The following is an 18,425-nucleotide window of genomic DNA, read 5'->3' on the forward strand; positions in this document are numbered from 1 at the left end:
CACGCACCTTGTCTCGACACGATACCTCCCCTACCGCCCGAGCCTGACGACGTAGCCGCTCCTCGTGGCGACGTAGACGCCCGACTCGGCGACGACGGGCTGACCGAGACTCCCGTCGTACCGGAACGACCAGCGCTCGCTCCCGTCCGGACCGAACGCGTACACGCCGGGCACGGACTTCCCGCTGGTCCAGACGACGACCGAATCACCGGTCGTCGCGACGCCTCGTGGGATGCCGGTTATCGACGACTGCCAGCGCCTCTCACCGGTCTCTCGGTTCACGGCGTGGAGCGACCCGTCCATCCCAGTGACGAACGCCGTGTCGGCCGTCACCGCCGGCGCGTCGCGAGTCTCACCCGAGACCGGGTAGGTCCACTGCTCTGCGCCGTCGGTGGCGTCGAGCCCGAACAGGAGTCCACCGTACTCGGTACCGACGACCTGTCCGCCGTCGATGACGCCGCCGGGGCAGACGAACGGCCCCTCGTCGCCCTCGTCGCTGGCGTACCGCCAGCGCTCGGTCCCGTCGGACGGGTCGACCCCGAGGACGGGGTAGTCACCGTTCCCGTCCTGTTCGACGGCATCGAGGAGGAGCAGCCCGTCCCCGAGCTCCGGTTCGCCGCCGACCGGCGCACCCGGATGGGTCCAGACCGTCTCGCCGTCCGCCGCAGAGATCATCGTCGTCACGCTGTTGGCGACGGAGTAGACGAGGTTCCCCTCGTGGAGGGTCGCGTCGCGGACGTCGCCCGACTCCATGCGCCACGCCTCGGTGCCGTCACCGTCGAGCGCGAACATCGACTCGCCCGACATCCCGATGGCGTCGTCACCGGTGCAGACGAACACCCTGTCGCCCTCGGTAGCCAGGAGCGAGAGATAGCTGCCCGTCTTCTCGGTCTGCCACCGCGACTCGCCTCCCTCGACGCGGACCACCCGCTGGTCGACCCCGTGGGTCCCGGCGTTCCAGCCGGTCGCGACGTAGACGCCCGACTCGGCCACCGTCGGCTCGAACACGCCGGCGTCGGCCTCGAACCGCCACCGCTCGCTTCCGTCGGTCCCGAGCGCGTAGAGGTTCTGGCCCGTCTTCGGCCGGATGTGCGACCCGCTCGGCGGGTCGCCGTTCCCGTTCGCGCCGCCGGCCACGAAGACGGTCCCGTCGGCGACGACGAGCCGTTCGCTTATCGGCCCGCCGGCGTCGAACCGCCACTGGACGGTCTCTCCCGTCGGCGGCTCGGTTCCGGGGCCGGTCGTTCCGCGGTTCCCCGTGCCGGTCGAGCTCGTCCGTTTCTGCTGACTGTTCGGCCCCTGGTCGGTATCCGTCGTACATCCCCCGAGCAGGACCGCTGCGCCTGCGAGGAACGTTCGTCTGGAGGGCATGACCGGAAATTGACGGGTGTGTGGAATAAGCTTCGTGTTGGGTGAAATAGATTTTTCGGGCGGCGTCGGGAGTGAGGCGTCGACGGGTGGGAGACGAGGGCTGAAGAGCCGCGCATCGCCGAGGGGCGTCGATATATCACCGCGCGACGCGCGAGGGAGGCTGGTCGGTAGATGCGCTCGCACAAGGCCAACCAGTACGGGACCGCCGCCGAGCACTACGTAATCGAGAAGCGGAATCTGGAGCCTGCTCGGTGCTACTGGCACGATGCCGTCTTTCAAAACGGGACGCCCGTCGAAATCAAGGCGTGCGACGTAGATTCGACGGGCTACTTCCAGATTTACGAGGAGGCACATCGGAAGCTGAGACGATCTGGTGGCTGGTACGCTTTTGCACCGTATCGGAGGTCATGGTCAAGTGCGCGGATTATCGAAGTGAGGTTGCGGCAGGCGAGTAAGATGCCGCTGATGCGGTGGTCAGAGACGGGTGGTCATCGAAGTAGCCGGAAGGCCAAGGTCGATGTGTCCCGAGTGGTGTGAAAATCTGGAAAGCTACCCTAAACCAAGCTTAGAATCAGCTATCTGCGGTCTGGCTCGCTTCGTATACCTGCTGGCGCAGGTGCTTCGTAATCACTTCTTGAACCTCCTCGTTGTCCATGAATTTCGCGAAGAGTTCCTGATTCTTCTTTCGACGGTCGATGAACATATTCGTGAGGATGTCATCGAATTCGAGAGCGAAGTTCTCTCTACTGCTCACTCGGGCCGTTTGGCGGAGGTCGTCATTTTCGAGCGCGTCTTCTTTGATCTGGTCAAGGAAAAGCTGGTCTGCTTCGGTGAAGTCGGTCCCAAGCTTCTCGTTGATCTTGTCGACGATAGTAGAGAGTTCAACTTCTTCGTCATCTTTTCCTCCCGTGCCAGTCTGCGTCGGGACAGACACCTCTCCGCCAGTGGAGTCCAATTCGATTTCACCCTCGTCGGATTTCTCCAGCCTATAGTATTGCAGTGCGAGTTCGTCGTTGAACTCTACGCGCGGGTCTTGTGAGTCTCTCGGGAGTTCTTTGTAGAGGAACCGACCGAATGTGTAGAGCTTCTCCAGCGTGGTATCATCATATGCGACCACCTGTGACTGGAATTTATACAGACGCAAGAAGGACCGAAGCTTAGAACGGAACTCGTCTTGCGTCTCCTCATCGGCAACCATGAACTTGTCACGCGCAGGCTGGATGAGACTACTTAGCTTCGCATGGGCCTGTTCAGTTCCCCTGTTATTGGGGCTGAAGAACGCCTCTGCAAACTGGTCTACCTGCTGTTGCGAGTATATCTGGAACGCATTGAGTTCACTTTCGAGCTGGTAGATGTGCTGCGGATCGGTTGACTCCTCTACGGTGGTCTTCTCGTAGTAGGGCTGGAACGCGTCGTAGATATCCTCTTTGTCGTTCTCAAAGTCGAGGACAAACGTGTCCTCTTTTCCAGGATGAGTCCGGTTCAGTCTAGAGAGTGTCTGGACGGCTTTTACGCCAGAGAGCTTCTTGTCGACGTACATTGTGTGGAGCAGAGGCTGGTCGAATCCAGTCTGGTACTTATCAGCGACGACGAGGACCTGATACTCGGACGTGTCGAACCGATTGGGAAGCTCAGACTCTTTGATACCGTCGTTCATTCCCTTCTCAGTGTATTCGAACCCGTCGTCTTCGACGGTTCCGCTAAAGGCGACCAGCGCGCTGAGGTCATAGTCGTTCTTTTCGATGTAGTCGTCGATGGCGTTCTTGTAGCGAACGGCGTGTACTCGCGAGGAAGTAACGACCATCGCTTTCGCCTTTCCACCGATCTTGTGCTGGGTGTGATTGCGAAAGTGTTCGACGATGATCTCGACCTTCTGTGAGATATTGTGAGGATGCAGCTTAAGAAACCGCGAAACAGCCTTTACCGCCTTCTTTTGTGGAACCTGTGGGTCCTCCTCGATGACCTTCGCGATATTGTAGAAGGTGTCGTAGGTCGTGTAGTGCTTGAGTGCGTCCAGAATGAATCCTTCCTCGATGGCCTGGCGCATCGAGTAGAGATGGAAGGGTTCCGGCTTGTCGCTCCCCTCGGGTTTGTGCCCAAAAGCTTCCAGCGTCTTCCCCTTCGGTGTCGCGGTGAAAGCGAAGAAGCTGAGGTTCTCCTGGCTACCGCGAGCTTTCGCGCTTTTTGCGAGTAGATCTTCCCAGTCGTCGTCCTCTTCGACGTTCTGCCCCGAGAGAATTTGCTTCATCTCCTTAGCCATCTCACCGGTCTGGCTGCTATGCGCCTCGTCGACGACAACCGCGTAATCCCGTTCTGGTAGCCCCTGTGTGTGCTCGATGACGTAGGGGAACGTCTGGAGCGTGGTGATGATGACGGGCTTCCCGTCTTCGAGCGCCTCAGCAAGTTCCTGAGATTTCGAGCCTTGGTCTCCCTTGATTGCTTCGACGACACCAGTCCTGTGGTCAAGTTCGTAGATGGTGTTCCGGAGCTGTTCGTCGAGTACCGTCCGGTCTGTGACGACGACAACGCCATCGAAGACTGAGTCGTCGTCATCGTCGTGGAGTGAGACAAGGCGGTGGACGAGCCAAGCGATAGACTTGCTCTTCCCGCTGCCGGTTGAGTGTTGGACCAGGTAATCCTCACCTGCGCCGTTCTCCCGCGCACTCGCGACCAGCTTCCGAACGCACTCCAGCTGGTGATACCGCGGGAAAATCATCGTCTCCTTCTCATCGACCTTCACACCGTCTTTCCTGATCTCCTCAACGTCGATGTGGATGAACCGCTGAATTATGTCCATCCAGCTGTCCTTCTCCCACACTTCTTCCCACAGATACGCAGTTCGGTGGCTCTCTTCGCGAGGTGGGTTTCCACGCCCGCCCTCGTGACCCTTGTTGAACGGGAGGAAGTAGGTATCTTCACCGTCCAGCTTGGTGGTGTATTCGATCTCATGCTGGTCGATGGCGAAATGAACTAACGCACCTCGCTTGAACTTCAGTACCGGTTCGCCGGGGTCGCGGTCGTTCTCATACTGTCTCTTCGCGTCCTTGATGCTCTGATCCGTTGACTTGTTTTTCAACTCCCCGGTGGCGACTGGAATCCCGTTGATACTCAAAGCGAGGTCGATACTCTTGTTTGGGTCAGTTGTTGAGTAGTACAGTTGGCGTGTGACTCCCAGGCGGTTTGCCTCGTAACGACGCTGGACTTCTGGATTAAGCCCGGTGTTTGGCTTGAATGCTGCTAGGTCGATTTTGGTGCCCGTCGTCCTGAGGCCGTGACGGAGCAGTTCGAGTGTCCCTCGACCTTCAAGCGCACTGGTAAGGTCCTGAAGGAACCGCTTCCGGGCATTTCCCTTGTACGCCGTTTCCAATTTATCCCATTTGTTAGGTTGAGTCTCCTTGACAAACGAAACGATGACATCTGGGAAGATGCCTCTTTGGCGGTCGAACTCTTCGTGAGGGACCCTTTCGTAGCCGCCTTGTTCAACCAGACAAGTTTCGATGTTTTTCTCGAAGCTTTCCTCGTCGTGTATTTTCGGGGTCATTGAGCGACTTCTTGCTTGTCAGTGGACTGCCATTCACTTAAATTAATTTGCCCCGTGACGGCCTTGGTTATCATAGATTGTCGCTTTTCACGAAGCAAATCTATTGATTTCTCAACCTTTCCATGTAACTCATCAATATCATTGACTTCGGTGTTGATTTTATCTACAATCTCCTTTTGCTCGTCAATTGGTGGCAAAACCGTGTCCATGCGAAGGAATTCATCAGGATATAGTCGACTTCTAGACTTCCATACGCCTTTAGAAAATCTCTCCATCTGCGTAACGTATGGTGGAGTTCGGTAGAGATAGTCGGCATATTCTGGATTCATCAGCTCGTTCGGTCGATACACGTGGTATGAGGGACTAACTAACCCTCGCTGGGGAGCTGACCCGACAGCGCCCATCCATGCCCACATTGTATTGATTACTAGATCTCCCTGATTAGCCCATTTATATCCCTCCAAAGAATCTGCCTCAAACATATTTACGTCTTTTTCTGTCCGTAGAGTGACACCAGTTTTATGAGAAACAGTCAATAGTTCTCCCTCCCCAGTTTCCGATTTATTGTCAATTTCCTGGAACACTGCTCGGTTGGGAACCACTCTCCAGTGCGATGGAATTTTCCCAATGGTTGGAATCCCAGAATCTTTAAGAAGTGTCTGTTCATCTAACCCACCAGTCACTGACTCAACAATTATCGCTTCTTTCTTTTCATCAAGTAAGTCAAGCAATCTCTGCTTTTTATCAATGAGTACGTCGATCTCCTTGGTATTCTCGTCTAGAAATCTAGCAATTCTGCGTTGAACAGGTATCGGAGGAATTGGGAGAGGTATCTCCTTCATGTCGGCCTGGGTAAGCTTATCACGAGTACTCCCACTAAGAAACGGATGGTAATCCACCGAGTTTAGGGCATAACAAAGGAATTTTTCATCGTAATTCTTCCTTGCCCGGAGAACGTGAATATGATTATTCACCCATACTTTTTCGTTCACGTAATGAGCTACAGGGCGATGCAGGTCGTCAAAAGGGGCTCCATCTTCGCCTAACAGAATGAGTGGTTCGTCAAATATCCACTCGTCAATATGGTCCACTACTCCACCTGCACCCCAATACGGAATCTCTCCTTGCCTCTCTGAACGTTCAGTTGAATTTAATGGAACGCGATCCCCATCAAGGCAGTCCATACAATATTTTAAAGATATCGAGTCCCAGTCTTCTGGTAGCTCAGGTAACCAGCGTCTTCGGGAACGAACCTCATCATCCATGTTACTCATTTTCCACCCCACAAATCAATCTCTCGGCTGTTAGATTCCTTCGAAGCGTATATAATTCCATTATTTACTCACCTCCGTCAGTAGTTCTCTAATTTCTCTTTCAAGTGATTGGATGTCTGCGTCAATTTCACCCACTTGGCGCGTCTGTTCTTTTTCGTAAAAATATCGGTTGAAATTAATTTCATATCCGACTATACCGAGCTCGCCGTCTTTGTCATCGTACCGCTTGGACTCCTCATTAATCCATGCATGAGGGGCATAAGGCTTTACCTCACGTTCGAAGTATTCGTATGGATCTTCCCCAAGTGGCACTAATTCGTACTCACGAAGATTCGTATCATACTCCGGGTTTCCGTTACTATCACGACAAATCTCGGCGTCGGGGTCACGCTCACCGAGTGCGTTCTCAATATTACCAATTACACTCTTTGTCACGCTGATTCCTTCGGATTCAAAAACGGTATTTACTTCCTGAAGGAACACTTCCCGGTCGTTCCAAACTTTGTCACTCGGAAGTTCGGAGAGTGCATCTTTTACCGCTTCTTGTTTCTTTTCATCTCTGTTAGTGAATGCACGCTCCTCATCCAAGTCATTAATTCGTTCTGAGGTCGCTCTGAAGCTTAGACGTAGAGGGCGGTCGATGACGATACGTCGGTATCCGAACTCTTCATTTGGGAAAATCTTTGAACGGCCATTGGCCTCTAAGTCGCCAAATATATTGGTTATCTCCGAGATGTGTTCTTCGGATATCTCGTGGCTCTTATCACCCAAGTTTTTATTCAACTCATCGTACATTTCTCGCGCATCGATTAGTTGGATTTTCCCCTTGCGTTGCTCTGGCTTGCGATTTGAGAGGACTAAAATGAATGTCGGGATACCAGTATTATAGAATAGGTTTTCGGGTAGTCCAACTATGGCTTCGAGCCAGTCGTTTTCAATAATCCACCGCCGAATCGCTGCTTCACCGCTGTTCGCACTGCCAGTAAATAATGGAGAACCATTAAAAACGATGGCCATACGCGATCCCCCTTCGGAGGGGTCTTTCATTTTACTGAGCATATGTTGAAGGAACAGAAGAGAACCATCGCTTGTTCGAGGGGTCCCAGCCCCGAATCGGCCTCCAAAGCCCATCTCCTCATGCTCACGTTCAATCCGGTCTTTTACTTTTTTCCACGATACGCCGAACGGTGGGTTTGACAACATATAATCAAACTCCCGATCAGCGAATCCATCAGCAGTGAATGAGTTGCCGTAGACGATGTTTTCGGGCTGCTGACCCTTGATGAGCATATCTGAATTACATATAGCGTATGTTTCGGGGTTCAACTCTTGCCCAAAGACATGGATTTTGGCGGCTTCGTTTAAATCTCGGACGTGGTCCTCAGCAACGCTCAGCATCCCCCCTGTCCCACAAGCGGGGTCGTAAACAGTCCGTACAGCTCCTTTCTGCGTTAGTGCATCGTCATCCTCATCGAAAATGAGGTTGACCATCAGTTCGATGACCTCACGCGGGGTGAAGTGTTCACCAGCCGTCTCGTTGCTGAGTTCGTTGAACTTCCGGATGAGCTCCTCGTAGATGTATCCCATCTCCTCGTTGGGAACCTCGTCGGGATGAAGGTCAAGTGTCTCGAACCGTTTGACTACCTGGTAGAGTAAATCCGCGTCTTCTAGTCGTTGAATCTGGTGGTCGAAATCGAACTTGTCGAAAATCTCCTTCGTCTCCTCGTCGTAGGAGTTGATGTAGTACTGGAGGTTTTCAGCGATAGAGTCCGGATCGTCGCACAGCTTCTCGAACGTGAACTCACTCGTGTTGTATACCTTCTCGCCTGATGCTCGCTTCAGCGACGGGGCCACGTTCTCAATACCAGCATCCTGAAGTTGCTCATACTCTTCGAGCACTTCTTCCTTATTCGGCTCAGTCACACAGTCGAGCCGCCGAAGTACAGTGAGCGGGAGGATAACTTTCTGATACTCGGACTGCTTGTAATCTCCTCGAAGAAGGTCCGCTATAGACCAGATAAAGTCAGCTTTCTCGTTGAAATTGTCGACCATCTATCTCACGGGTCGTAATTGATTCTCATAAGTGATGTGGACGCTGTCTGTCAGTCAGTGGTAGAAATTTTTCGCGCACCCCCAGGGGTGCAGTTCGCGTGCGCCGCCACGAGGGCGGCTGTGTACTTTCAACAGGTGCGCCTTAGCCACACGCTCTAACGGGAAACCGGAATTCCGGTTTCCGGTTCGGGTGGCCAGGGCACGACGGTCTGTGCCCTGGCCTACCCGCGCCGAGGTCATGGTCATGGCTCAGAAGGGGCTGAAACGGGCAGAATACGCCGAAAAAGAGGAGTCGAGAGAGTGTTGCCACTCTCCAGTCCCCCGCTATCGGGGCTCGTGGTCCGAGTCGGTGCCGCCGTAATACTCGGCCAGCTCGTCGCGAACCCGGTCGAACTCCTTGCCGTACTTCTGGAGGACACCACGAATCCCGGTACTCGAAGCAAAGCCCTCCAGGTCGGTGATGACTTCGCGAACACCGTCGATCTCGACGACGACGTGAATCCCGGTCGTACTGTGCCGACCGGTCTCGGCCTCGAACGCGGCTCGACCGGACTGGAGGATACGACGCGCTTCCTGCTCGTCGCTGGCAACGTACTCGATACGCCACGTCTGATAGTGCGTGTCCACCTCATCGGCCGTCACGATGTACCGGCGTCGCTACTGGGCCACTACTGCGCTCAGCTGCACGCTGGCGGTCGACGACGTCGACGACCGTCGCCTCACCATCTGTCCGAACTCCTCGCCTCCTACACGTACATCCGGTCGAGCAGCAGCCGTCGCTGGATGTCGTTCACGACCTCGGTCTTCCCGCTGACCCACTTCATCGAGTCTCCCGGACAGTGCCTCGCGAATGGTCCAGTAGCAGTCGCTCGACGATTACGGAATATCGTAGGGTACGGCGGGTTGGGGCAGATTTGAACCTCACTCGCACCGCTTCGCGGTGCTCGCTGGTTCAAACTGCCCGTCCCCCATTTCTGACGACGAAGCTCCTCGCTCCGCTCACGGCTTCGCCGTTCGCATCGCTCGTCGCGTTACGTCGTCAGAAATGGGTTGGGGCAGATTTGAACTGCCGACTTCCTCCGTGTGAAGGAGGTGTCATAACCGGACTAGACCACCAACCCGCGGTATACCATCGGCTACCCGGTTGGCGAACTTAAGGATTGCTTTCTCGACTACGCCTTCTGCTTGCGGTAGTCCGAGATGCGGCGCTTGGCGACGGTGGCGTTCTCCTTCACCTTGCCGCCGGCCTTCTTCTCGAACACCTTCAGGTCCTTCTTGACGCGGTCGAGACGCGCGGGCTCGGGTTCGACCTCCTTGCCTCGGAGCTGGTTCACCTTCGCTTTGACCACGGCGAACTCTTCTTTCACGCCCACTTTCGCGTGCTTGGCCGCTCGCTTCAGGTAGTAGTATGCGTCTTCGAAGTTCTTGTTCATCGCTGTCAATAGGCATGATACGCGCTTAACCCTTTCTCAACGACGGGTTACAGCGAGGTAGCATCGGTACCCGGGACTCAGGGTACTTTTAGGCCGGCCGAAACCACAGGCTTTTTCTAATTGTTAGGCACACCTAAAACCACGGCCGGCGACGAACGCGACGGTCCGGCGCTTCCCATAGCACCCGTCCGATTCGCCGTCGAAGGTGCGGCGAAGCGGGGACTACCGTGGGCATCACCAGCGGGCGTCCCCGAACTCCTGCTACTCGTCGGCCGATTTCTCCCACAGGTTTACCCCACAGCGGTGGGAATCGACTGTCATGTTCCAGCGGTTCCCCATCCCGACCCCGTTCCAGGTGGGTCCGGTCAACGCCTACCTCGCCGGACGGACCCTCGTCGACCCGGGTCCCGACAGCGAGGAAGCGTGGTCGTCGCTGCTCACCGCGCTCGAGACGCAGGACCTCGGTCCCGAGGACGTAGAGCGGGTGCTCATCACCCATCCGCATCCCGACCACTTCGGCCTCACGCATCGCTTCCGCGAGCTCGGCGCCGAGGTCTACGCGAGCCAGCCCTGTGCCGACCTCATCGGCGACTTCGCCTCCCGGTGGGAGTACGAGCGCTCGTACTTCGTCGACTTCTTCGAGGCGAACGGGATGGCCCGGTCGACCGCGAGAACCGTGACCGAGCTCCCGGAGGTGTTCCTCCAGTACGCCCCGAGCGTCGAGACCGACCGCGTCCTGACCGACGGCGACGAGATATCGGTCGCCGACACGCCGGTCACCGTCTCCCGCGTCGAGGGACACGCCCCCGGTGAGGTGACCTTCTCGTACGACGACGGTGGCGACTACGTCGGCGTCGTCGGGGACAACGTCCTCCCGGACATCACGCCGAACCCGTTCCTCCAGCCGCCGCCGGAAGCTGGTGCCGACCGGCCGCGCGTACTGCCCCGGTACAACGAGTCGCTGGCGCGCCAGCGTGACGCCGGTTACGACCTGCTCTTGCCGGGTCATCGCGAACCCATCACCGACCCAACCGGCAGGATCGAGGAGATGCTCGCCGCACACGAGTCCCGGAGCAGGGACGTCCTCGAACTGCTCGACGGGCCGACGACGGCGGTCGACGTCATGCACGGCCTGTTCGACGACCTGCCCGTGACCGAGCAATTCTCCGGGATGAGCGAAGCGATCGGACACCTCGACGTCCTCGAAGAACGTGGCGACGTCGCCCGACGCGAAGCCGGAGGGATGTGGGTCTACGAGCCCGTCTGAAGACCGCTCAACAGAAGTTCTGGGTGACGTAGACGGAGAAGTTTCCCGTCTCCTCTTCGAGGACCGTTACGCCGACGCCCTGGCGGAACCAGTGGTCTGCGAGCAGGTTCTCGCGGTGCCCGGTCGAGTTCAGCCAGCCCTCGACGGCGCGGTTCGCGATGTCCTCGTCCGTGTAATCGACCCCACCGAACCTGATGAAGAAGACGTTCTCACCGCCGTGGATGACGTTCGAACCCTGCAGTCGGATGCGGCAGTCGTAGTCGAACCGCTCGTACCGGTCGCGTACGCCCTCACCGCGTGGCGACTCGTGGCCGACGTAGTCGGACTGCGCCATGTCGGCGCTATGGTACCGTCCGATCTGCTCCAGCTCGTCGTCGTACACCAGCGGCCGAAGTCCCTGCTCGGCGCGAATCTCGTTGACCTGTTCGTGGATAGCGGCCTCGATACGGGTCTCGTGGAGGTCGGCGCGGGGGGCGTCGAACTGCGACTGGTCCGGGAGGTAGGCCGGGTTCAACGACATCACGAGCGAGACAGCTGCGAGGGCGAGCAGGACTCGAGCCAGGGAACTCACGTGGAAGATGAGGTGTCGAGCAGGATTAAATTCGCCGTGGGTCGTCAGTAAGTGGGGTTCTCTTCGGGAACACCGTCACGTTTGTTGACGACCCGGGCCCACACGAACAGGCCGTCGGAGAGCCGGTTCAGGTACTGGATGGCCTCCTGGTTCACGGCATCTTCGGCCGCCATCCCCACGGCCCGTCGCTCCGCCCGGCGGCAGACCGCACGCGCGTGATGGAGTTTCGAGCCCTTCTCCGAGCCGGTCGGCAGGATGAACGAGGTCAGCGGGTCGAGTTCGTCGTCGTAGCCGTCGATCCACGTCTCGACCTGCTCGACGTGCTCCCTCCGGATGACCGGGTCGTCCTCGTCCGGCTCCGGATTCGCGAAGTCGGCCTGGACGATGTGCAGGTGGTTCTGGACGCCCTGGAGTATCTCGTCGACGTCCTCGTGACCGGTCGGTCGCACCGTTCCGAGTAGTGCATTCAACTCGTCGACGGTCCCGTACGCCTCGATGCGTGGGCTCGTCTTCGAGACGCGAGACATGTCCTGAAGGTCGGTCATCCCCTCGTCGCCTCGACCCGTGTATATCTTCATGGGCGCTGCTTGGGCCGGCGGCCACTTAACTGGCGTCGCACGCGGGGCGTGCAGGGACGAGCACTGAACGAACCACAGATATTCTGTATCGCGCTATAGGATTTATCCCGGACTGGGAGAACGAACTGGACCGCCTACGCCACCCGGCCAGAGAACGGTTCTTCCGTCGAAATCTTCCGGAGGTCCGGTGGGAGGACCGTCGAAAGCGGCAGAGCACCACGAACCACCCGAGAACGGGGACGGTCTCAGGGACGACGGCGACGGTCCGAACGAATCAAGTGCTCACACGACGGACCAGCAGGTATGACCCTGGAGATCGAACACTACTGCCCCACATGCGAAGAGGAGGAGACGTTCTACAAGGCGGCGAGCACGAACGTCCATCTCGGGAAGAAGATGAAGTGGCACTGCACCGAGTGCGACTACGGGTTCGTCAAGATCGACGGCGCGGTCGACACCAGCGAAGCCTGAGAGATAGCGACCTGCGGATTGTTGCGACGGAGATCACCTACTCTTCCTGCAGTGCAGCCTGCAACCCGGTATCCACGGTGTACCACCACGATTGCTCGGGCTCTAGCCGGTGGCCGTTCACGAAGAACGTCGGCGTTCCTTCGACGCCGAGCGATTCACCCAGTTTTCTGTCCGCCTCGACCGTCTCGTAGTAGGTGGCGTTCTTCGCGTCCGTGACCACGGTCTCCGGGTCCGCACCCACCTTGCGCGCGAGCGAGCGGATGGTCTCCCAGCTCATCTCCTTCTGGGCCGCGAACGCCCCCTTCGAGAACTCGAAGAACGCCTCATCGCCAGCGGTCGCCTGGACGCTTCTGGCCGCGAGCGGGACGTCCCACGACCACTCGTTCAACGGGAGGGGGAAGTCGTGCTGTTCGTAGCGGACCTTCCCCGTCGCGATGTACTTCTCGTAGACCTGCGGGACGGTCTCGACGTGGTATGTGCTGCAGTGGCCACACTGGTAGTCGGAGAAGGATGCCAGGGTGACCGGCGCGTCGGCCACGCCGAGCGTGGGGACCGCCAGTTTCGCGACCGTGTCGGCGGACGGGTTCCCGTCCGACGTGGCGTTCACGAGGTTCGTACAGCCCGAGAGCGAGGCGACGACTCCACAGCCGAGGCCCGCGAGCAGACGTCGACGAGTTGTGCGGTCGGTCATACGACCGTCTAGGCGAGGTTTCGAGATAAGGTGTAACCGCGCCGTGATGGGGAATCGGACCGGTTATCACTCGGAATAAATCGTATATCGCGATATCAAATTGGGGTGCCGAGCGAATCGCCACCCGTTCCGTCGGGGACTCCGGCGGCCAGCGCCTTCGCCGGGCGAGACTCTCTGAAAGTGACGGCACCGGCAGAGCCGACGCTCGGGAGGCAAGAGAGTACGGTAGGAGGCGAAAACGGGTCGTAGCCGGGGATTACTCGTCGTCGAGCGCGTGCCACGACAGCCGCAGGTCGCGTGCCGCCGAGGTCTGGTCGATGCGACGGGCGGTCGTCCGTTCCGGCGCGTTGTGGAGCGTCTCGTCGTCCTCGTTCGCCACGGCGTTGAACGCGTGGGCGAGCTGGTCGAGCGTCTCCATGTTCTCGATCTCGGTCGGTTCGGTCATCAGCGCCTCGCTGACGATCTCGGGCCACTTCGTGGTCGGCGGGTGGACGCCGTAGTCGAGCATGCGCTTCGCCACGTCTGCTGCATCCTGGTCCCCCGCGCTGGCGACGAACTCGTGGTGGAACGGTCCGTAGGGCACCTCGTACTCGATCTGGCTGGCGAGGTAGTTCGCGTTGAGCACGGCCTTCGCACTCGCGTCGTGCAGTCCCTCGTCACCGAGCCGGGCGATGTAGGCGTACGCCTTGACGAGCACGAGCCAGTTGCCGAGGTAGCCGTGGACCTTGCCGACGGAGTGCTCGGGGTCGACGAGCTCGTACTTGTCGCCGTCCTGTGTGACCTGCGGGCGCGGCAGGAACTCGGCGAGTCTGTCGACGACACCGACGGGACCGGCCCCTGGGCCACCTCCACCGTGGGGAGTGGCGAACGTCTTGTGGACGTTGTAGTGCATGATGTCGAAGCCCATGTCGCCCGGGCGAGCCTGACCGAGCAGCGCGTTCAGGTTCGCACCGTCGTAGTAGAGCAGGCCGCCCGCGTCGTGGACCATCTCGGCGATCTCCTCGATGTCCCGCTCGAACAGCCCGAGCGTGTTCGGGTTCGTCAGCATGAGGAGGGCGGTCTCCTCGGATAGCGCGGCTTCGAGCGCGTCGAGATCGACGCGACCGTCCTCGCCGCCGGGCAGTTCGACGACGTCGAAGCCGGCGAGGGCTGCGCTCGCGAAGTTCGTCCCGTGAGCGCTCTCCGGGACGATGATCTCAGAACGGTCCTCGCCGTTGTGTTCGTGGTAGGCCTTCGCGACGAGGACACCGGTGAACTCACCGGCCGCGCCCGCGGGGGGCTGGAGCGTGACGGCGTCCATCCCGCCGATGCGACCGAGGTAGTCCTGCAGGTCGTACAGGAGCTTCAGGGTTCCCTGCACCGTCTCGGGTGACCGGTCCGGGTGGACTGCCGCCGACGGAAGCGCAGCGACGTCCTCGGTGAACTTCGGATTGTACTTCATCGTACAGGAGCCGAGCGGGTACGGTCCGGACTCGACGCCGTAGTTCATCTCGGAGAGTCGGGTGTAGTGACGCGCGAGCTCCGGCTCGGAGAGGTCGGGGAGCTCCAGCGAGTCCCGCGTGAGTTCGTCCGGGAGCGGCGAGTCGTCGAGGTCCGCCTCCTTTGTGTGCTTCTCGGAAAGCAGCGGTTCGAACCGCTCTTCGTCGTGGGTCCAGCGTGCCTGGTCGTATCTCATTTCGCCACCTCCGCGAGGGTCTCGACGAAGCCATCCAGCTCGGCGTCCGTCCGACCCGTCACGCAGATCTGGATCTCGTGTTCCCCCAGAACGTGGACCGCGTAGCCCTTCGCCTCGAGGTCCTTCGCGACCGCCTGTGCCGGCTGGTCGGTGTGGGCGACGAACTCGCGGACGTGGTGCCGGTCGTGGACAGGCGCCTTCACGCCGACGATGTCGGTGATGCGCTCGGCCAGCGTCGCTGCGCTCGTCACGGAATCCTTCGCCAGGTCGGCCAACCCGTCCGGGCCGAGCATCCCCGCGTGCATGGCGGCTCGCAGGGCGACCCACGCCTGGTTCGTACAGATGTTCGAGGTCGCACGCTCGCGGCGGATGTGTTGCTCGCGCGTCTGGAGCGTCAGCGTGTAGGTCCGTTTGCCACCGGCGTCTTCGCTCGCGCCGACGAGACGACCTGGTACCTGCCGCACGAAGTCCTCGCGCGTCGCGAACAGCCCGAGACCCATCCCGTAGCTCGTCGGCATCCCGAGGACATCCGCGGGGCCGACGACGACGTCCGCGCCGACGCTGGCAGGCTCCTGCAGGAGTGCCAGCGAGACGGGGTCGGTGCCGAGCGTGAACAGTGCGTCGTGGTCGTGGGCGAGGTCACCGATCGCCTCGAGTCCCTCTTCGACGCAGCCGCGAACCGTCGGGTTCTCGGCGTAGACCATGACGGTCTCCTCGTCGACGAGGTCCGCGAGGGCCTCCTGGTCGACGTTCCCGTCGTCCATCGGGTACTCCTCGACGGTGAGGTCGGTCCCCGAAACGTAGTTGGCGAGGACCTCCCGCCGTCCCTCGGCGAGGTGGGTAGGGACGAGTACGCGCGTGCCCGAGGTCTGGCGCAGGCGGTCGGCAAGGGTCGCGGCCTCGCCGAGCGCGGTCGCCGCGTCGTACATCGAACAGTTGGCGATCTCGAGGCCGGTCAGCTCGACCAGCATCGACTGGTACTCGAACAGTGCCTGCAGGAAACCCTGCGTTATCTCGGGCTGGTACTGCGTGTACGAGGTCAGGAACTCAGACCGGAGCGAGAGGTGGTCGACGAGCGACGGGACGTAGTGGCCGTAGTGGCCACGTCCGAGCAGCTCGGTCAAGTTCTCGTTCCGGTTGAGCGTCGCGGCGACTTCTCGCCGGACGGTTCGCTCGTCGCGCGCCTCGATGCCGAACTCGCCGTCGAACTGGACGCTCTCGGGGATGTCGAAGAGGTCGTCCTCGTCGTCGACGCCCAGTTCGTCGAGCATCGCGGCCGTCTCCACCGGAGTGTGTGGGGCGAATGGACTGCCTGTGGTATGGTTGCCGGTCATGGGTACGTAAAGGGTGAAAGAACGGGTGCCAGCCGTCGCCGCGTCTCGCTCGCCGGTCCCCGCGTGGACCGACCGAGACCGACAGACGGGGGTCCACTCGTATGGACCGACCGTCCGTCGTTGGCGATGGTCGTGGTCACAACGTTCGTGGCTTTCGAGCGGGAGGGTATGATACGTTTGGTTTCGCGTCGGTACCCGCCCGTTCACGTCTCGCTCTTGCGGCTGGGGGTACAGGTAGGCCCGACCTATTCCTCTAGGGAAGGAGATATATGCCGGTTCCAGTAGATACTGGAGTCATGTTAACACTCCCCGTCGAATCGGCGCGTGCCAGAACGCTCGTCGAGCGGGCGATGGACGCGTACGAGCCCATCGAGCGCGTCGCAGAGCGGGATAGCCGACTGTGTGGTAGGACGCGCCGGCTGAACCAGAACCACGAGGTCGTCGTCGACTTCGGCTCGTCCGAATGGGGCGCCGACGGCGAGACGGTCGTCGCCGTCTTCGTCAGAGCGTCCGCCGGCTACGCCGAGACGGTGCCGACCGACCGCTACCGGGAGGAGTTCCTCGAGACGCTCGGGACGCTCGTCGACGAGCCGATCCGCTCGTAGTCGGTCTCAGAAGAGGGACTGGCCGCCTCAGGCGACCTGGTCGCTGTACTCGTCGGCGCTCAGCAGCTCGTCGAGCTCGGACTCGTCGGCGAGTGTGACCTCCAGCATCCAGCCGTCACCGAAGGGGTCATCGTTGACGAGCTCCGGCGCGTCGAACAGCTCCTCGTTGACGTCCGTGACCTCGCCCGAGACGGGCGCGTACAGGTCGGAGACCGCCTTGATGGACTCGATGACGCCGAACGCCTCGCCCTGTTCGATGTCGTCGCCCTCGCCGGGCAGCTCGACGAACACGACGTCGCCCAGCTCGTCCTGTGCGAAGTCGGTGATGCCGATGCGAGCAGTGTCGCCGTCGACAAGTATCCATTCGTGCGATTCCTCGTACTTCCGGTCGTCAGGTGTCTCGAAGCTCATTGTTCTCGTTTGTAGAAGGGGATTGATTCCACGGCGGCGTCCTTCGACCGACCACGCACGACGATTCGGAGCCGGGTGCCGGGGTCGGTGTACTCGACCGGGACGTAGCCCAGGCCGATGGGGTCGCCGAGGGTCGGACTCATCGTCCCGCTCGTGACGGTCCCGATGACGATGTCGTCCGTGTTCGTGATGTCGTAGCCGTGCCGGGCGACCCCGCGGTCCGTGAGGCGGAAGCCGACGAGTTTCTCGTCGACCCCCTCCTCCTTCACGCGGGCGAGTGCGTCGCGCCCGACGAACTCGGTGTCGAGCTTGACGGTGAAGCCGATGCCTGCCTCGTAGGGGTTACGCGGCTCGTCCTCGGGGTGGAAGTCCTGTCCGGAGAGGAGCAGCCCCGCCTCGAGCCGCAACGTATCGCGCGAACCCAGGCCGCAGGGCTGGACCTCGTCGAAGGTCTCCCAGACGGTGACCGCGTCGTCCCACGGGACGACGAGTTCGACGCCGTCCTCGCCGGTGTACCCCGTCCGGGCGACGAGGCAGGATGACCCCGCGATGTCGGTCCGCCTGCAGGAGAACCGTGACAGGTCCGCCACGTCCGCCGCTGCGACCTCGTCGACGATGCCGACCGCGTCCGGCCCCTGCACCGCGAACATGGCGTAGTCGTCGGTCCGGTCGTGGACCGTCGCGTCGAGGTCCCACTCGTCCCGGTGGTCGGTCCACCGCGAGTGCATCTCCTCGTTGTGCCCAGCATTCGGCACGAACAGGTAGACCGGTTCGGCCGCGTCGGGGTAGCGGTAGACGACCGTGTCGTCGACGATGACGCCGTCGTCACGGCAGATACAGGAGTACTGCGCGTCGCCGGGGTCGAGTCGCTCGACGTCGTTCGTCGTCAGCCGCTGCATCAGTTCGGTCGCGTCGGGCCCTGACACCTCTATCTCGCCCATGTGCGACACGTCGAAGATGCCAGCAGCCGTGCGAACTGCCTCGTGCTCGGCGCGGATACCCTCGAACTCGACGGGCATGTCCCAGCCGCCGAACTCGGTGAACTTTGCGCCCGCTGCGTCGTGTTGGTCACGCAACGGCGGTGTCCTGAGGGCCATACTCGGACCCTCTCGTGCCGGACAGTAATGTTTTCGTATCGAGGATGACCGCGG

The 18,425-nt window shown here is 60.1% G+C and carries 17 protein-coding genes and 1 tRNA gene; 4 read left to right on the top strand and 14 right to left on the bottom strand.

The genetic code is table 11. The annotated features are described in order from the left end of the window. Positions 1–30 precede the first annotated feature (30 nt). Complete coding sequence (locus ACSC1Y_RS04225; RefSeq protein ID WP_435333441.1) at positions 31–1,371, bottom strand: PQQ-binding-like beta-propeller repeat protein; 1,341 nt, start codon at positions 1,369–1,371, stop codon at positions 31–33. 171 nt (positions 1,372–1,542) lie between these two features. Here ACSC1Y_RS04225 and ACSC1Y_RS16150 point away from each other — a divergent pair, with 171 nt between their 5' ends. Continuing rightward, positions 1,543–1,908, top strand: coding sequence for a PD-(D/E)XK family putative nuclease (locus ACSC1Y_RS16150; protein ID WP_492772533.1), 366 nt, complete (start codon positions 1,543–1,545; stop codon positions 1,906–1,908). Positions 1,909–1,942: 34 nt separating this feature from the next. On the opposite strand, the gene ACSC1Y_RS04230 is transcribed toward ACSC1Y_RS16150, so the two are convergent. The 6 genes from ACSC1Y_RS04230 to ACSC1Y_RS04255 form a co-directional block, all read right to left on the bottom strand. Then, positions 1,943–4,912 carry a type I restriction endonuclease subunit R gene (locus ACSC1Y_RS04230; RefSeq protein WP_435333442.1) on the bottom strand — a complete coding sequence of 990 codons (2,970 nt, stop codon included), beginning with the start codon at positions 4,910–4,912 and terminating at the stop codon, positions 1,943–1,945. Then, on the bottom strand, positions 4,909–6,177 hold the full coding sequence (locus ACSC1Y_RS04235) for a restriction endonuclease subunit S (RefSeq protein WP_435333443.1): 1,269 nt from the start codon (positions 6,175–6,177) through the stop codon (positions 4,909–4,911). The genes ACSC1Y_RS04230 and ACSC1Y_RS04235 overlap by 4 nt, the downstream gene beginning before the upstream one ends. A 69-nt stretch (positions 6,178–6,246) precedes the next feature. Beyond that, complete coding sequence (locus ACSC1Y_RS04240) at positions 6,247–8,238, bottom strand: type I restriction-modification system subunit M (RefSeq protein WP_435333444.1); 1,992 nt, start codon at positions 8,236–8,238, stop codon at positions 6,247–6,249. 324 nt (positions 8,239–8,562) lie between these two features. Next, a complete protein-coding gene (locus ACSC1Y_RS04245; protein WP_435333445.1) occupies positions 8,563–8,880 on the bottom strand; it encodes a hypothetical protein in 318 nt (105 codons plus the stop codon). A 404-nt stretch (positions 8,881–9,284) separates the two neighbouring features. After that, positions 9,285–9,359, bottom strand: a tRNA-Val gene (locus ACSC1Y_RS04250). Between the two features lie 51 nt (positions 9,360–9,410). After that, a complete protein-coding gene (locus ACSC1Y_RS04255) occupies positions 9,411–9,671 on the bottom strand; it encodes a DUF7553 family protein (protein ID WP_435333446.1) in 261 nt (86 codons plus the stop codon). Positions 9,672–9,990: 319 nt separating this feature from the next. Between ACSC1Y_RS04255 and ACSC1Y_RS04260 the strand changes: the two genes are divergently transcribed. Beyond that, positions 9,991–10,938 (top strand): MBL fold metallo-hydrolase, encoded by a 948-nt coding sequence (locus tag ACSC1Y_RS04260; RefSeq protein WP_435333447.1) that lies wholly within the window; start codon positions 9,991–9,993, stop codon positions 10,936–10,938. 7 nt (positions 10,939–10,945) lie between these two features. On the opposite strand, the gene ACSC1Y_RS04265 is transcribed toward ACSC1Y_RS04260, so the two are convergent. Beyond that, complete coding sequence (locus ACSC1Y_RS04265) at positions 10,946–11,509, bottom strand: CAP domain-containing protein (protein ID WP_435333448.1); 564 nt, start codon at positions 11,507–11,509, stop codon at positions 10,946–10,948. A gap of 44 nt (positions 11,510–11,553) precedes the next feature. Further along, positions 11,554–12,087, bottom strand: coding sequence for a cob(I)yrinic acid a,c-diamide adenosyltransferase (locus ACSC1Y_RS04270; RefSeq protein WP_435333449.1), 534 nt, complete (start codon positions 12,085–12,087; stop codon positions 11,554–11,556). Between the two features lie 303 nt (positions 12,088–12,390). Between ACSC1Y_RS04270 and ACSC1Y_RS04275 the strand changes: the two genes are divergently transcribed. After that, complete coding sequence (locus ACSC1Y_RS04275; protein ID WP_435333450.1) at positions 12,391–12,558, top strand: DUF7838 family putative zinc beta-ribbon protein; 168 nt, start codon at positions 12,391–12,393, stop codon at positions 12,556–12,558. Positions 12,559–12,595: 37 nt separating this feature from the next. Here ACSC1Y_RS04275 and ACSC1Y_RS04280 read toward each other — a convergent pair whose 3' ends face one another. From ACSC1Y_RS04280 to gcvPA, 3 genes are all read right to left on the bottom strand, one after another. After that, the gene (locus ACSC1Y_RS04280) at positions 12,596–13,249 is read right to left on the bottom strand and encodes a DsbA family protein (RefSeq protein ID WP_435333451.1); all 654 of its coding nucleotides are present in this window, start codon (positions 13,247–13,249) and stop codon (positions 12,596–12,598) included. Positions 13,250–13,505: 256 nt separating this feature from the next. After that, positions 13,506–14,924: an aminomethyl-transferring glycine dehydrogenase subunit GcvPB gene (gene gcvPB, locus ACSC1Y_RS04285; RefSeq protein WP_435333452.1), complete on the bottom strand. Its 1,419-nt coding sequence runs from the start codon at positions 14,922–14,924 to the stop codon at positions 13,506–13,508. Continuing rightward, on the bottom strand, positions 14,921–16,258 hold the full coding sequence (gene gcvPA / locus ACSC1Y_RS04290) for an aminomethyl-transferring glycine dehydrogenase subunit GcvPA (RefSeq protein WP_435333453.1): 1,338 nt from the start codon (positions 16,256–16,258) through the stop codon (positions 14,921–14,923). Before gcvPA ends, gcvPB begins: the two co-directional genes overlap by 4 nt. 296 nt (positions 16,259–16,554) lie before the next feature. On the opposite strand from gcvPA, the gene ACSC1Y_RS04295 reads away from it, so the two are divergent. Further along, on the top strand, positions 16,555–16,863 hold the full coding sequence (locus ACSC1Y_RS04295) for a hypothetical protein (RefSeq protein WP_435333454.1): 309 nt from the start codon (positions 16,555–16,557) through the stop codon (positions 16,861–16,863). A gap of 27 nt (positions 16,864–16,890) precedes the next feature. Here ACSC1Y_RS04295 and gcvH read toward each other — a convergent pair whose 3' ends face one another. Both gcvH and gcvT read right to left on the bottom strand, forming a co-directional pair. Further along, on the bottom strand, positions 16,891–17,274 hold the full coding sequence (gene gcvH / locus ACSC1Y_RS04300; protein ID WP_435333455.1) for a glycine cleavage system protein GcvH: 384 nt from the start codon (positions 17,272–17,274) through the stop codon (positions 16,891–16,893). After that, entirely contained in the window at positions 17,271–18,371 is a 1,101-nt protein-coding gene (gene gcvT, locus ACSC1Y_RS04305) for a glycine cleavage system aminomethyltransferase GcvT (RefSeq protein ID WP_435333456.1), read from the bottom strand. Before gcvT ends, gcvH begins: the two co-directional genes overlap by 4 nt. Positions 18,372–18,425: the final 54 nt, after the last annotated feature.

The sequence above is a fragment of the Haloarchaeobius lipolyticus genome (assembly GCF_051208015.1).
In the GTDB taxonomy this organism is placed as follows: domain Archaea; phylum Halobacteriota; class Halobacteria; order Halobacteriales; family Natrialbaceae; genus Haloarchaeobius.

What these genes read in the sequence shown, in the direction of transcription:
- ACSC1Y_RS16150 (WP_492772533.1), top strand. Translation starts at nt 1,543, where the DNA reads ATGCGCTCGCACAAGGCCAACCAGTACGGGACCGCCGCCGAGCACTAC.
- gcvPA (WP_435333453.1), bottom strand. Translation starts at nt 16,258, where the DNA reads ATGACCGGCAACCATACCACAGGCAGTCCATTCGCCCCACACACTCCG.
- gcvT (WP_435333456.1), bottom strand. Translation starts at nt 18,371, where the DNA reads ATGGCCCTCAGGACACCGCCGTTGCGTGACCAACACGACGCAGCGGGC.
- gcvH (WP_435333455.1), bottom strand. Translation starts at nt 17,274, where the DNA reads ATGAGCTTCGAGACACCTGACGACCGGAAGTACGAGGAATCGCACGAA.
- ACSC1Y_RS04255 (WP_435333446.1), bottom strand. Translation starts at nt 9,671, where the DNA reads ATGAACAAGAACTTCGAAGACGCATACTACTACCTGAAGCGAGCGGCC.
- ACSC1Y_RS04280 (WP_435333451.1), bottom strand. Translation starts at nt 13,249, where the DNA reads ATGACCGACCGCACAACTCGTCGACGTCTGCTCGCGGGCCTCGGCTGT.
- ACSC1Y_RS04225 (WP_435333441.1), bottom strand. Translation starts at nt 1,371, where the DNA reads ATGCCCTCCAGACGAACGTTCCTCGCAGGCGCAGCGGTCCTGCTCGGG.
- ACSC1Y_RS04270 (WP_435333449.1), bottom strand. Translation starts at nt 12,087, where the DNA reads ATGAAGATATACACGGGTCGAGGCGACGAGGGGATGACCGACCTTCAG.
- ACSC1Y_RS04235 (WP_435333443.1), bottom strand. Translation starts at nt 6,177, where the DNA reads ATGGATGATGAGGTTCGTTCCCGAAGACGCTGGTTACCTGAGCTACCA.
- ACSC1Y_RS04230 (WP_435333442.1), bottom strand. Translation starts at nt 4,912, where the DNA reads ATGACCCCGAAAATACACGACGAGGAAAGCTTCGAGAAAAACATCGAA.
- ACSC1Y_RS04260 (WP_435333447.1), top strand. Translation starts at nt 9,991, where the DNA reads ATGTTCCAGCGGTTCCCCATCCCGACCCCGTTCCAGGTGGGTCCGGTC.
- ACSC1Y_RS04275 (WP_435333450.1), top strand. Translation starts at nt 12,391, where the DNA reads ATGACCCTGGAGATCGAACACTACTGCCCCACATGCGAAGAGGAGGAG.
- ACSC1Y_RS04240 (WP_435333444.1), bottom strand. Translation starts at nt 8,238, where the DNA reads ATGGTCGACAATTTCAACGAGAAAGCTGACTTTATCTGGTCTATAGCG.
- ACSC1Y_RS04295 (WP_435333454.1), top strand. Translation starts at nt 16,555, where the DNA reads ATGTTAACACTCCCCGTCGAATCGGCGCGTGCCAGAACGCTCGTCGAG.
- gcvPB (WP_435333452.1), bottom strand. Translation starts at nt 14,924, where the DNA reads ATGAGATACGACCAGGCACGCTGGACCCACGACGAAGAGCGGTTCGAA.